The 13,729-nt window shown below is 61.2% G+C and carries 8 protein-coding genes; 5 read left to right on the forward strand and 3 right to left on the reverse strand.

Features of this window, described 5'->3' with window-relative positions; translation table 11 throughout:
- Positions 1-27: 27 nt before the first annotated feature.
- Together GIV35_RS11535 and GIV35_RS11540 are read right to left on the reverse strand one after the other, a co-directional pair.
- Positions 28-654: a Pr6Pr family membrane protein gene (locus GIV35_RS11535; protein ID WP_213153263.1), complete on the reverse strand. Its 627-nt coding sequence runs from the start codon at positions 652-654 to the stop codon at positions 28-30.
- 4 nt (positions 655-658) lie between these two features.
- Positions 659-892: a VF530 family DNA-binding protein gene (locus tag GIV35_RS11540; RefSeq protein WP_010212838.1), complete on the reverse strand. Its 234-nt coding sequence runs from the start codon at positions 890-892 to the stop codon at positions 659-661.
- A gap of 170 nt (positions 893-1,062) precedes the next feature.
- Between GIV35_RS11540 and GIV35_RS11545 the strand changes: the two genes are divergently transcribed.
- The 4 genes from GIV35_RS11545 (at position 1,063) to GIV35_RS11560 (ending at position 8,437) form a co-directional block, all read left to right on the forward strand.
- Positions 1,063-3,081 (forward strand): TonB-dependent receptor, encoded by a 2,019-nt coding sequence (locus GIV35_RS11545; protein ID WP_236264809.1) that lies wholly within the window; start codon positions 1,063-1,065, stop codon positions 3,079-3,081.
- Positions 3,082-3,562: 481 nt separating this feature from the next.
- Positions 3,563-5,980 carry a glucose/quinate/shikimate family membrane-bound PQQ-dependent dehydrogenase gene (locus tag GIV35_RS11550; RefSeq protein ID WP_236264808.1) on the forward strand — a complete coding sequence of 806 codons (2,418 nt, stop codon included), beginning with the start codon at positions 3,563-3,565 and terminating at the stop codon, positions 5,978-5,980.
- Between the two features lie 167 nt (positions 5,981-6,147).
- Positions 6,148-6,993: a 2OG-Fe(II) oxygenase gene (locus GIV35_RS11555; RefSeq protein WP_105225877.1), complete on the forward strand. Its 846-nt coding sequence runs from the start codon at positions 6,148-6,150 to the stop codon at positions 6,991-6,993.
- Positions 6,994-7,027: 34 nt separating this feature from the next.
- On the forward strand, positions 7,028-8,437 hold the full coding sequence (locus tag GIV35_RS11560; RefSeq protein ID WP_236264807.1) for a pyridoxal phosphate-dependent decarboxylase family protein: 1,410 nt from the start codon (positions 7,028-7,030) through the stop codon (positions 8,435-8,437).
- A gap of 125 nt (positions 8,438-8,562) precedes the next feature.
- Here the strand turns inward: GIV35_RS11560 and GIV35_RS11565 are convergent, their stop codons facing one another.
- A complete protein-coding gene (locus tag GIV35_RS11565; protein ID WP_236264806.1) occupies positions 8,563-10,899 on the reverse strand; it encodes a putative bifunctional diguanylate cyclase/phosphodiesterase in 2,337 nt (778 codons plus the stop codon).
- A gap of 332 nt (positions 10,900-11,231) precedes the next feature.
- On the opposite strand from GIV35_RS11565, the gene lon reads away from it, so the two are divergent.
- Positions 11,232-13,652, forward strand: coding sequence for an endopeptidase La (gene lon, locus GIV35_RS11570; protein ID WP_105225874.1), 2,421 nt, complete (start codon positions 11,232-11,234; stop codon positions 13,650-13,652).
- Positions 13,653-13,729: the final 77 nt, after the last annotated feature.

Here is a 13,729-nt window from a genome sequence, read left to right on the forward strand (position 1 = left end):
CCTGCTCCCACCTTAATGGCGCTCACTTTAAATCGAGGGTGATTTGAGGCGCTTGTCCAGGCCAACGATCACCAGCCCAATGACGATAAACCCTGCCAAAATCCCTCCGGCATTCACAAACACTTGTGGATAACCGAGGCTGTCCACATCCATGAACGGGTACTGATACTGCCCGAGCATATGCCCCCGCAGCAGCACATAACCGAAGTACACCAATGGGTAGATCACCCAGCCGGCAATGTGTTTGAGCCGCAACGTACCCTTGGGCACGCACCGCCACCAATACACCACAAACAACAACGGCATGACGTCGTGCAGCAATTCATCGGCGATAAATTGAAAGCCTTGCGGGCTCCACAGATGCCGCAGCAGCAGGTTGTAGGCCAGGCTCACCACCACGATGCTCGCGGCAATCGCGCTACTGATGCGAGGCGCGAGGAAGAACCGCTTGGCGGCTGAGTCGCGCTTGACCAGTGAATAGCTGAGCACCACGACCACCAGGGTATTGGTCAGAACGGTGAAGAAGCTTAAGAAACTGATCAGGCCGCCCAGCAAGCTCGCGCCACTGGCCCAGCGCGAATACAGAATCAGATATTGCTGGATCGCCAACCCCACCCAACCGGCGAGTGCAGCCGTTGCGACAAAACGCTTCATGGGCTCAGTCCAGCGGGCGTTTGGTGCGCATCAGCTTGACGTACAACCCTTCGACTTTTTCCCGCGCCCAGGGCGTCTTGCGCAGGAAGGTCAGGCTCGACTTGATGCTCGGGTCACTCTTGAAGCAGCGGACATCAATGCGCTCGGCCAAGCCGCTCCACTCGTAATGTTCCACCAGGGTGGTGAGCACGTGCTGCAGGGTCACACCGTGGAGCGGGTCGTTGCTTGTCGCGGTCATGCCGGGCCTTTTGCAAAAAGAGGAAACACAGCCGCGCACCTTAGCCGACGGGGCGTGCAGGTGGAAGCATGGCATTGAATATAGCCCGCCAGGAAAAGTTCCCCTCCCTAACAAAAAAGAGATGTTATATTGTAACTTAAGTTATCAGTCATTTTGCCCAGGAATATCCGATGTCGCTGCCTTCTCTCTGGCGCTTGTCGCCCCTCGCCGCCGCCCTGTTGATTGGCTCCCAGGCCCATGCCCTGGAACTGCCACCCCAAGTGGTCACTGGCAACCCGCTGGGCAGCACACAACTCGCCTCGCCCACCACCGTGCTGGAAGGCGATGACCTGACCCTGCAACAAAAAGGCAGCCTCGGTGAAACCCTGAACAAGCAGCCGGGCGTGTCGTCTTCGTACTTTGGCCCGGGGGCCAGCCGCCCGATCATTCGCGGCCAGGATGGCGACCGCATTCGCATCCTGCGCAACGGCGTGGGGGCGCTGGATGCCTCGTCGCTGTCCTACGACCACGCGGTGCCCCTGGACCCGATCAACGTTGACCGCATCGAAATCGTAAGGGGCCCGGCCGCCCTGCTGTACGGCGGCAGCGCCATCGGTGGGGTGGTCAACACCTTCGACAATCGCATCCCCACCGAAGCCATCGAAGGCATCCATGGCGCTGGCGAGTTGCGCTACGGCGGCGCCGACACCACCCGCAGCAGCGCCGGCAAGCTGGAAGCGGGCAATGGCACCTTCGCCTTGCACCTGGATGCCAATGCGCGCGAGTTCAACGACCTTAAAATCCCAGGCTACGCCCACAGCCGCCACGCGCCGGAGAGCGAAAACGGCCCCGGCAAAAACGGGCGCCTGGGTAACAGCAATGGGCGCCAGGACGGCGGCGCGGTGGGCGGTTCCTACACCTGGGACGATGGTTATGCCGGGCTGTCCTACAGCAACTACGACAGTAACTACGGCTCACCTGCCGAGCAGGATGTGCGCATCCGCATGAAACAGGACCACTACGCCTTTGCCTCCGAGGTCCGCAACCTGCAAGGGCCGTTTACCTCGGTGAAAATCGACGCCGGGTACACCGACTACGAACACCGCGAAATCGAAGGCGGTGAAACCGGCACCACCTTCAAGAACAAAGGCTATGAAGCGCGGGTGGAAGCTCGTCACCAGCCGATTGGCCCATTCGATGGCGTGGTCGGCGCCCAAGTGACCCGCAACGAGTTCTCGGCCCTGGGCGAAGAAGCCTTCGTGCCGCAGACCGACACCAACGCCGGCGCGCTGTTTATCCTCGAAGAAATACAAGCCACCGAACGCCTGAAACTCAGCCTCGGCGCACGCCTGGAACACACCAGCGTCGACCCGAACGCCAAAGGCAACGAGCGTTTTGCCAATGCCGACAAGAGCAGTGAATTCACCGCCGGTAGCCTCTCTTCTGGTGCGGTGTACACCCTCACGCCGATCTGGTCCCTGGCCGCCACCCTCGGCTACACCGAACGCGCGCCGACCTTTTACGAGCTGTACGCCAACGGCGCCCACGTTGCCACCGGTACCTACGAGTTGGGCGATGCCAACCTGAAGAAAGAAAAGGCCGTGTCCAGCGACCTGGCCCTGCGCTTTGACAACGGCACCCACAAGGGCAGCTTCGGCGTGTTCTATAGCCACTTCTCCAATTACATCGGCTTGTTGGGCACGGGTCGTACCCTGAACGATGAAGGCGAAGAGGACGCGAGTGGTATTCCCGAGTACGAATATTCTGGCGTGCGCGCACGTTTCGCCGGCTTCGAAGCCCAGGATCACTGGAAGCTCGGCGAAGGCGCCTACGGTAAGTTTGCGCTGGAACTGTCGGGCGACTACACCCGCGCCACCAACCTGGACACCGGCGAAGCCTTGCCGCGCATTGCGCCATTGCGTTTGAACAGCGGCTTGCTGTGGGAACTGGATCGCTGGCAGGCGCGTATCGATGTGGAACATGCCGCAGGCCAAGGGCGTGTGCCGGACAACGAAAGCGGCACCGATGGCTACACCACCCTCGGTGCCAGCGCGGGGTATCGCTTCAATGTGGGCGGCAGCCAGTGGCTGGCGTTCGTCAATGGCGAGAACCTGACCAACCAGACCGTGCGCTATGCCAGCTCGATCCTGCGCGACATCGCGCCGGCGCCAGGTAGAAGCGTTCAGTTCGGCGTTCGCACTACGTTCTAATCATCACCGCAAATCCTTTGTGGGAGCGGGCTTGCCCGCGAAAGCGCTGGGTCAGTCAACATCACTGTTTGCTGGACCAACGTCTTCGCAGGCAAGCCAGCTCCCACATTTGATCGTCGTCGCGTTGAGCATTGCGTTCGCGTGACTGATCGGTATTGCAGCGACTATCTGTCACTGTTACCAAAACTGAAATGATGCATCTTGCGATTCACCCTTTCTCAAAACGCCCCGCCGCATTATCCTTCGCAACAATCTGAAACGCTTCACCTCCCGGTCGACTCCCTTTGCCGAATCTCTTCCTGCACAAAGACAGCGCTGTCTTGAATCGACCTGCGCCAGGGGATTGATTGCCCGCCTGTGGATAACCACGTTATCCACAGAAAAAACCAAAAATAACGATGAACCAAGCCCGAGCCGAATCGTCATCTACAGTGAGTGAAGCACGGGGTTACATAATTCCAACGTAACGGAGAAACACACTATGAGCACTGATGGTGCCTCAAGCCCAAGCCGCCTGTTGCCCAGGCTGCTAGGCGTCTTGCTGCTGATCATGGGGCTGGCCTTGCTGGCTGGCGGTGTCAAGCTGAGCATGCTCGGCGGGTCGCTGTACTACCTGCTGGCCGGTATCGGCATCACCCTGACCGGCGTGCTGCTGCTGGCCACCCAACGCGCCGCGCTGGGCTTGTACGCACTGGTGTTGTTCGCCAGCACCGTGTGGGCCCTGTGGGAAGTCGGCCTGGACTGGTGGCAGTTGGTACCGCGCCTGGCCCTGCTGTTCGCCTTGGGCATCGTCATGCTGTTGCCGTGGTTTCGTCGTCCGTTGCTGCGTGGCCAAGCCGCACCGCTGGGCACTGGCGCGCTGAGCGTTGCCGTGGTGCTGGCGGGCGCTACTGCCCTGGCCAGCCAATTCACCAACCCAGGTGAAATGGTCAAGACCGGCCAACTGGACCGCGACGCGGTGCCGGGCATGGCCAGTGCTGCGCCAACCCAGGCCGATGGCGACTGGAACTCCTATGGCCGCTCGGCCTTTGGTGATCGTTATTCGCCACTGGCACAGATCACCCCGGAGAACGCCCATAAGCTGGTGCCGGCGTGGACTTATCGCACGGGCGACATCCCTGGCCCAGGCGATCCCGGTGAAACCACCGCGGAAAATACCCCGCTGAAAGTCAATGGCATGCTCTACGTGTGCACACCGCACAGCCAAGTGATTGCCCTGGACCCGGATACCGGCAAGGAAATCTGGCGTTTCGACCCGAAGATCACCACCCAGGGTGCTGAGAGCTTCAAAGGTTGGGCGCACATGACCTGCCGCGGCGTGTCGTACCACGATGACGTTGCCTACGCTTCCGAGCAGAGCCCGACTGGCAGCGCCAGCCCGGCCGCCGCACCGAATGCCTGCCCGAAACGTATCTTCGTGCCGACTGCCGACACCCGTCTGATCGCCCTGAACGCCGACACCGGCAAGATGTGCGAAGACTTCGGTGACAAAGGCCAGGTCGACCTGCGCGCCAACATCGGCAGCTTCGCCCCAGGCGGTTACTACTCCACGTCGCCACCGGCCGTGACCAAGAACCTGGTCGTGATCGGCGGTCACGTGACCGACAACGTTTCCATCGACGAGCCAAGCGGCGTGATCCGCGCGTTCGACGTGCACACCGGCAAGCTGGTGTGGAACTGGGACAGCGGCAACCCGGACGACACCACCCCGTTGGCCGAGGGCAAGACCTACACCCGCAACTCGCCGAACATGTGGTCCATGTTCGCCGTGGATGAAAAACTCGGCATGCTCTACCTGCCGATGGGCAACCAGATGCCCGACCAGTACGGCGGCGACCGTACCGATGAGTCCGAGAAATATGCCGCGGGCCTGACCGCCCTGGACATCGACACCGGCCACGTGAAGTGGACCTTCCAGTTCACCCACCACGACCTGTGGGACATGGACGTGGGCGGCCAGCCTTCGCTGATCGACATCAAGACCGCTGCGGGCGTGAAGCAGGCAGTGATGGCGTCGACCAAGCAAGGCAGCATCTACGTGCTGGACCGCGCCACGGGCCAGCCAGTGGTGCCGGTCAATGAAATCCCGGTGCCACAGGGCGCAGTGGCGGGCGACCGCACCTCCCCGACCCAACCCAAGTCCGACCTGAACTTCATGCCGCCGCCGTTGAAAGAGCGCGACATGTGGGGCGTGACACCGTTCGACCAGATGCTGTGCCGGATCGACTTCAAATCCATGCGCTACGACGGCCCGTTCACGCCGCCGTCCCTGCAAGGTTCGATCGTGTACCCAGGCAACTTCGGCGTGTTCGACTGGGGCGGTATCTCGGTTGACCCGGTACGCCAGATCGCCTTCGTGAACCCAAGCTACATGGCGTTCAAATCGAAGCTGATCCCGGCTGCCGACATTGCCAAGCAAGGCCCACGCGTCAGCGAAACCGAAGGCGTGCAGCCGAACAAAGGCGCCCCGTATGGTGTGATCCTTGAAGCACTGCTGTCGCCGATGGGCCTGCCGTGCCAGGCACCGGCCTGGGGCTACGTGGCGGCGGTCGACCTGACCACCCACCAGACCATCTGGATGCACAAGAACGGCACCGTGCGTGACAGCTCGCCGGTTCCAATCCCACTGACCATGGGCGTGCCTAGCCTGGGTGGTACGTTCACCACCGCCGGTGGCGTCGCGTTCCTCAGCGGTACCCTGGACCAGTACCTGCGTGCCTATGACGTGAAAAACGGCAAGCAATTGTGGGAAGGCCGCCTGCCTGCAGGCGCGCAAACCACCCCGATGACCTACACCGGCAAGGACGGCAAGCAATACGTGCTGGTCATGGCGGGCGGTCACGGCTCCCTGGGGACCAAGCAGGGTGACTATGTAATGGCGTTCAAACTGCCAGATTAAGCAACGCTGGCGGTACAAAAAAGCGGCTGCCCGGATGGGCAGCCGCTTTTTTTTGCCTGCTGAAAATGCCCCCGTGGTTTCCCCTCAACCCTTTAAAACTAATTTAGTGCATACGCCCTGCGTAATACAAAAGCGTACGGATAAAACTTTAAAGGGAGCTTCACTGCATGACGGACCATGTCGCTACAAAACCGATTCTTTCCACCCCCACAAAAATCCTGGAGCTTGAACACCTCAATACTGCCAGTTTGAAAAAACTCATCAGTGGCCAAGTGCTTGCCATTCGGGTACCTGAATTTGCCAACGCAACCACCAGCGCACGGTTGATTCAGGCCATCGACGATACCGCCACGCTGGAACACTACGGCCATGAAACCTACGAAGCGGGCCGCGTCGTTCAGCACTTCTATGGCGTGCATCGCTGGGGCACCCCGTTCAATTCCACGTACGGTAAGGCCGCCGGCGGTGATGCCCAAGAAAAATATTATGCAGACGCGGCCCGTATGCGCGGCCTTATCGACAGCCTCTGTGCGCCGCAAAAACCGCCCATTCAACAGCTGATGGAACAGTTCCAGGCGCTCTGGCCGCAAGGTGCAACAGCCGCTTCGTTCCAGGGCCGACCGATGTTTTGCGGGATCATCCGCGTCATGTTCCCGGAGACGGCGCACCTCTCGGAAACGGTGCCCCATGTGGATTGCCTGCCCCGCACAATCGCTGAACTGCAGCATCAATTCAGCGCCAATATCTACCTGCAAACACCGCCTTCGGGGGGCGAGTTGATCATCTGGGATACCCAAGCCTTTAGCTATGATGAGGTCAAGCGCTTCGAAGGTGCCCAACTGCCCGAAGAGTGTTTACAAAAACCGCTGCGCATCCGCCCACGCAAGAACGAACTGGTGCTCATCAATACCCGCCGCCCCCACGCCATCTGCGGGTTCGATTCGGGAAAACGCGTCAGCATGCAGTCGTTTATCGGCTATACCCCCGGTGAACCGTTTTACTTCTGGTGCTAATACTTTTATTGCTCGTGCACATGGACGTTTACCTATGACCCCCGAAGAATTCCGCCAACATGGCTATGCCATGATCGACCTGATTGCAGACTACCGACAGAACATCGAACAACGCGGCGTGCAGCCCACCACCCAACCTGGCGAGATCAAAGCCGCCCTGCCGGTCAGCCCGCCTGAAACCGCCGAACCGTTCGAACAGATCATGGGCGACGTCGAAAAACTGATCATGCCCGGCTTGCTGCATTGGCAGCATCCCAGTTTCTTCGGGTTCTTCCCTTCCAATGTGGAACTGTCCTCAGTGCTGGGCGATTGCCTGAGCACCGGCCTGGGTGTGATTGGGTTGTCCTGGCAATCCAGCCCGGCCCTCACCGAAATAGAGGAAGTCACCACTGACTGGCTGCGCGACATGCTCGGCCTGGGCAACACGTGGAGCGGTGTGATCCAGGACTCTGCGTCCACCTCCACGCTGGTGGCGCTTATCAGCGCCCGGGAACGCAGCTCCGATTACGCGCTGATGCACAACGGCCTGCAAAACAGTGGCGCGCCCCTGATCGTCTACACCTCAGCCCATGCCCACAGCTCGGTCAACAAAGCGGCGATCCTGGCCGGGTTCGGCCAGAACCATATCCGCACCATCGCCACCGACGCACACAATGCGATGTCGCCCCAGGCACTGGCGCACGCCATCGAACAGGACCTGGCCGCCGGCAACACGCCCTGCGTGGTGATTGCCACCACCGGCACCACGGCTGCCATGGCGATCGACCCTCTGGCGGCCATTGGCGACCTCACCCAACGCTACGGCCTGTGGCTGCATGTGGACTCGGCCATGGCCGGCGCCGCAATGATCCTGCCGGAATGCCGGGCCTTGTGGGATGGCATCGAAAAGGCTGACTCGCTAGTGCTCAACCCGCACAAATGGCTGGGCGCGGCCTTCGATTGCTCGGTGTACTTCGTGCGCGACCCCGAGCATTTGATTCGCATCATGACCACCAACCCGAGTTACCTGCAGTCCAGCGCAGACGGCCAAGTCAGAAACTACCGTGACTGGCGGATCTCCCTGGGCAGCCGTTTCCGCGCCTTGAAGTTGTGGTTCCTGATACGCGAGCAAGGCGTCAGCGGCCTGCAAGCACGGTTGCGTCGAGACCTGGTCAATGCGCGCTGGCTGGCAGAGCAGATCGAAGCCAGCGAACACTGGACGCTGGTGGCCACGCCCGCCTTGCAAACCCTGTGCATTCGCCATGAGCCGCCGGGTTTGGAAGGCCAGGCACTGGATCATCACACGCGAGCCTGGGCAGAAAAACTCAACCAGTCAGGCGATGCCTACGTCACACCCGCCATCCTCGATGAGCGCTGGATGGTGCGGGTGTCCATCGGCGCGCTGGGCACCGAGCGTCAGCATGTCCAAAGGTTGTGGGTGCGATTGCAAGCCCTGGTCGCTTGAACGCTGCCAAAGTAGCCCCCCTGTGGCGAGGGAGCTTGCTCCCGCTGGGCTGCGCAGCGGCCCCAAAATCCTGGGAGCGCTTCGCACTCCAGCGGGAGCAAGCTCCCTCGCCACAGTTAAACTGTCTAGGTTGGCACCCGCTCACGCCGCATCCACCGCTCGAACGCCGTGGCATTGAGCGGCCGGCTGATCAGGTAGCCCTGGGCCGTGTCGCAGCTCCAGCGTTTGAGCAAGGTGAGGCTGTGTTCGAACTCCACGCCCTCGGCCACCACCTTGAGCCCCAGGCTATGGCTCATCTCGATGGTGGAGCGCACGATCACCCCGTCGCCGCTGGTGCTGTCGAGGTTGCGCACAAAGGACTGGTCGATCTTCAGCTCTTGTACCGGCAGGCGCTGCAACTGTGCGAGGGAGGAGTAACCGGTGCCGAAATCATCCACCGACAGGCTGATCCCGCAATTGCGCAGCTGCTCCAGCACGCTGAGGGCCTGCTGCGGGTTGTGCATGATGGCGCTCTCGGTGATTTCAAAAATCAAATGCTCGGCGCCCACATGGTATTGAGCCAATAGCGCAGTGACGCGAATCGCCAAGTCATCATCCGCCAAGTCGTTCACGGAGATGTTCACCGACAGCTGGATAACCAGCCCACGCTGTGCCCATTCGGCAATCTGGCGGATGGCTTCCTCGATCACCCACAGGGTCAGGGCACCCATGCTGCCAGTGCGTTCGGCCAAAGGAATGAACTCCCCGGGAGACACTTGCCCCAGCGTCGGGTGTTGCCAGCGCAGCAAGGCTTCGGCCTGGCTCACGTGCCCGTGCCGCAGGTCGAGCTTGGGCTGGTAGCACAGGAACAACTCGCCTTCGATCACGGCGCGGCGCAAGTCGCGAATCAGGGTGATCTGGCGTTGGTGAGCGAGGTCGCGGTCCGGTTGGTAGATCTGCAAATGCCCCGGCAGGTTGGCCGCGTCGTGCCGGGCGATGGCCGCGCGGTTGATCAACTCTTCCACCTGCTGCCCATCGGCAGGGTACGCGGCGATGCCGATGCTCACCTCATGGCGCACTTCGTCATTGCCGATGCGCAGGGGTTCGGTCAACGCCCCATGCAACTGGTCGGCGCGGGCCACGGCGCAGTCGATCTCGGTGTTTTCCAGCAACAACAGAAACTCACTGCCGGCAATGCGCGCCGCGGTGTCGCTGGCCAACAGGCTACTGGACAAGCAGCGGCTGGCCTCGCACAACATGTGCTCGACACCTTCGGGGCCAAACCCTTCGCTGATGATCCGGTAGTTTTCGATCCCCACGTACAGCAACACCACCGACCGCCGTGCGCTGATCGCACTGCCCAGGCGCTCCATGGCCAGGGCACGGTTGGGCAATCCGGTGAGCGGGTCATGCAAGGCATTGTGGGCCAGTTGCCGTTCGCGCAGGGCGATGCCGCTTTGCATGGCATTGAACGCACGCGCCAGCAGGCCGAACTCGTCGTGGCTGCGCACCCGCACCGGGGTGCGGTAGTCACCGGCCCCGATCCGTTCAGCGGCTTGCACCAGCGCATTGAGCGGGCGTGACACGCGCCGCGCCAGGAATAATGCCACCGCCAGCGAGACCAGCAGCACCGCCAGGGCAATCCCCATGAACTGCCGGTCCAGCGGCGCGAAGGATTCCAGCGCATGGTCCAGCGGGCTTTGCAGCAACACGCGCACTTCATCGCCTTCGCCGCTGTTGGCCAGGGGCAACACCTGGCTGAGCACACGCTGGCCATGGAACAGCTGGATCTTCGCCTCAGGATCGACCTGCGTGCCATGCAAGAGGTTGATAATGCTTGGGCGCCAATTGCCAGGGTGGGTGGTGAACAACTGACCGAGATGGCCGTCTTGCACACTGAGGAACGACACCTCCAGGTTGCTCATGGAGCGCAGTTCATGGGCGAATTGCGTGTCCATGGGAAAGCCCATGACCACGCGTGCGATCGGCACAGGCCCGAGCACATCTTTTTGCACCAGCAAATAGGGGCGCCCGGCCATGGCGACGATCAACATTTGCTGGCCGCTGCGCCGCGCCTTGCGCAAGGCATCGGCATACGGGAACAACTGGCCCCGCGTCTGCACCAGCAGGGTACTGACCATGACCCTGTCATCCAGGCCCAGCACCACCACCTCGCTGGAACTGACCCCGGTGCCATGGGTGCCCAAGGCCTCCAGGATCGGCACCGTCCGGCCGCCGGCCACCGCCTGCTTGAACGGCCCATCGGCGGTGAGCCAGTCCAACCCGTACTGCAAGCGCCGCCCGCGCAGGTCCAGCAGGCGCTCGAACACCTGCCGCCCGGTGTTCAACTGTACGTCGGCCTGGTTCTCCACCGCACGGGTGGTGGCAGTGTGCACGGCAAAATAGGTGGCGGCCACGACCACCAGCAACAACAGCGCCAGCACCCCGGCTATGCGGGTCTGAAACGTGTGGCGCCAGTGCATGGCCGCGCCCTCGGGCCGCGCTCGTCGCTCTTGGCCGTGCTTTCCTTGTGTCATACGCGTCCCTGCCGACTGCTAACCGGCGTCAAAAAAACATCCTTTTTTATGGGGAATTTTATTAAAGCAGGTTAGCTGGGACTGGGGATAAGTAAACCCAATAAAAGCTGGGTCTAGCCGTCACATTATTGACGATCAGTTCGAAAAGCTCAGGGGTAAAGTACGTTGACCGCAACTCTCCCGTTATTTCATGCAAATTGTTGCTAACGACGCCCCCCCATTGAAACCACCGCAACCCCGCCCCATCTAACCTGCATACTTACTGATGCAGGTGCCCCATGAGCGACCAGCAAGAATTTCCAGATTACGACCTCAACGATTACGCCGACCCCGAAAACGCTGAAGCCCCCTCGTCCAATACTGGCCTGGCCCTGCCTGGGCAAAACCTGCCGGACAAGGTCTACATCATCCCGATCCACAACCGGCCGTTTTTCCCGGCACAAGTGTTGCCGGTGATCGTCAATGAAGAACCCTGGGCCGAAACCCTGGAGCTGGTGAGCAAATCCGACCACCATTCCCTTGCGCTGTTTTTCATGGACACGCCGCCCGAAGACCCACGGCACTTCGACACCTCCGCCCTGCCGCTGTACGGCACCCTGGTGAAGGTGCACCACGCCAGCCGCGAGAACGGCAAGCTGCAGTTCGTCGCCCAGGGCCTGACCCGCGTGCGCATCAAGACCTGGCTCAAGCACCACCGCCCACCTTACCTGGTGGAAGTCGAATACCCGCACCAGCCCAGCGAGCCGACCGATGAGGTCAAGGCCTACGGCATGGCGCTGATCAATGCGATCAAGGAACTGCTGCCCCTCAACCCGCTGTACAGCGAAGAGTTGAAGAACTACCTCAACCGCTTCAGCCCCAACGACCCGTCGCCGCTCACCGACTTTGCCGCCGCTCTCACCTCGGCGACAGGTAATGAGCTGCAGGAAGTGCTGGACTGCGTGCCCATGCTCAAGCGCATGGAAAAAGTGCTGCCGATGCTGCGCAAAGAGGTAGAAGTCGCGCGTCTGCAAAAAGAACTCTCCGCCGAAGTGAACCGCAAGATCGGCGAGCACCAGCGGGAGTTCTTCCTCAAGGAACAACTCAAGGTCATCCAGCAGGAGCTGGGTCTGACCAAGGACGATCGCAGCGCCGACGTCGAACAGTTCGAACAGCGCCTGCAAGGCAAGGTGTTGCCGGCGCAAGCGAAAAAACGCATTGATGAAGAACTGAACAAACTGTCGATCCTGGAAACCGGTTCGCCGGAATACGCCGTCACGCGCAACTACCTGGACTGGGCCACTTCCGTGCCGTGGGGCGTGTACGGGGAAGACAAACTCGACCTCAAGCACGCGCGCAAAGTGCTCGACAAGCACCATGCGGGCCTGGATGACATCAAGAGCCGCATCCTCGAATTCCTCGCCGTGGGCGCCTACAAGGGCGAAGTCGCCGGTTCCATCGTATTGCTGGTAGGCCCGCCGGGCGTGGGCAAGACGAGTGTGGGCAAGTCCATCGCCGAATCCCTGGGGCGGCCGTTCTATCGCTTCAGTGTTGGCGGCATGCGCGACGAGGCCGAGATCAAGGGCCACCGGCGCACCTACATCGGCGCCCTGCCCGGCAAGCTGGTGCAGGCGTTGAAAGACGTGGAAGTGATGAACCCGGTGATCATGCTCGACGAGATCGACAAGATGGGTCAGAGCTTCCAGGGCGACCCGGCGTCGGCGCTGCTGGAAACCCTGGACCCGGAACAGAACGTCGAATTCCTCGACCATTACCTGGACCTGCGCCTGGACCTGTCCAAAGTGCTGTTCGTGTGCACCGCCAACACCCTGGACTCGATCCCGGGCCCGTTGTTGGACCGCATGGAAGTGATTCGCCTGTCGGGCTATATCACCGAAGAAAAAGTCGCCATCGCCAAGCGTCACTTGTGGCCCAAGCAGTTGGAAAAAGCCGGCGTGGCCAAAAACAGCCTGACCATCACCGACGGTGCCTTGCGCGCCTTGATCGACGGTTATGCGCGAGAGGCCGGCGTGCGTCAGTTGGAGAAACAGCTGGGCAAGCTGGTGCGCAAGGCGGTGGTAAAACTGCTGGATGAGCCGGACTCAGTGATCAAGATCGGCAACAAGGACCTGGAAAGTTCCCTGGGCATGCCGGTATTCCGTAATGAGCAAGTGCTGTCCGGCACCGGCGTGATTACCGGCCTGGCGTGGACCAGCATGGGCGGCGCCACCTTGCCGATCGAAGCGACGCGCATCCACACGCTCAACCGCGGCTTCAAGCTCACCGGGCAGTTGGGTGAAGTGATGAAAGAGTCCGCCGAAATCGCCTACAGCTACATCAGTTCCAACCTGAAGTCGTTTGGCGGCGATGCGAAGTTCTTCGACGAAGCCTTCGTGCACTTGCACGTGCCAGAAGGCGCCACCCCCAAAGACGGCCCGAGTGCCGGCGTGACCATGGCCAGTGCGTTGCTGTCCCTGGCCCGCAACCAACCGCCGAAAAAAGGCGTGGCGATGACCGGCGAACTGACCTTGACCGGGCATGTACTGCCGATTGGCGGGGTGCGCGAGAAGGTGATTGCGGCGCGGCGCCAGAAGATTCACGAGTTGATTTTGCCGGAGCCCAACCGTGGCAGCTTTGAAGAGTTGCCGGACTATTTGAAGGAAGGGATGACGGTGCACTTTGCCAAGCGGTTTGCGGATGTGGCGAAGGTGCTCTTCTGATAGATCTCCAGCGCCTGGACTGGCCCTATCGCGGGCAAGCCCGGCTCCCACAGGGATCAGTGTTGTTAATGACAACG

Source organism: Pseudomonas sp. PA-1-6B, from assembly GCF_021609545.1.
GTDB lineage: Bacteria > Pseudomonadota > Gammaproteobacteria > Pseudomonadales > Pseudomonadaceae > Aquipseudomonas > Aquipseudomonas fluorescens_BV.

What these genes read in the sequence shown, in the direction of transcription:
- GIV35_RS11535 (WP_213153263.1), bottom strand. Translation starts at nt 654, where the DNA reads ATGAAGCGTTTTGTCGCAACGGCTGCACTCGCCGGTTGGGTGGGGTTG.
- GIV35_RS11540 (WP_010212838.1), bottom strand. Translation starts at nt 892, where the DNA reads ATGACCGCGACAAGCAACGACCCGCTCCACGGTGTGACCCTGCAGCAC.
- GIV35_RS11545 (WP_236264809.1), top strand. Translation starts at nt 1,063, where the DNA reads ATGTCGCTGCCTTCTCTCTGGCGCTTGTCGCCCCTCGCCGCCGCCCTG.
- GIV35_RS11550 (WP_236264808.1), top strand. Translation starts at nt 3,563, where the DNA reads ATGAGCACTGATGGTGCCTCAAGCCCAAGCCGCCTGTTGCCCAGGCTG.
- GIV35_RS11555 (WP_105225877.1), top strand. Translation starts at nt 6,148, where the DNA reads ATGACGGACCATGTCGCTACAAAACCGATTCTTTCCACCCCCACAAAA.
- GIV35_RS11560 (WP_236264807.1), top strand. Translation starts at nt 7,028, where the DNA reads ATGACCCCCGAAGAATTCCGCCAACATGGCTATGCCATGATCGACCTG.
- GIV35_RS11565 (WP_236264806.1), bottom strand. Translation starts at nt 10,899, where the DNA reads ATGCACTGGCGCCACACGTTTCAGACCCGCATAGCCGGGGTGCTGGCG.
- lon (WP_105225874.1), top strand. Translation starts at nt 11,232, where the DNA reads ATGAGCGACCAGCAAGAATTTCCAGATTACGACCTCAACGATTACGCC.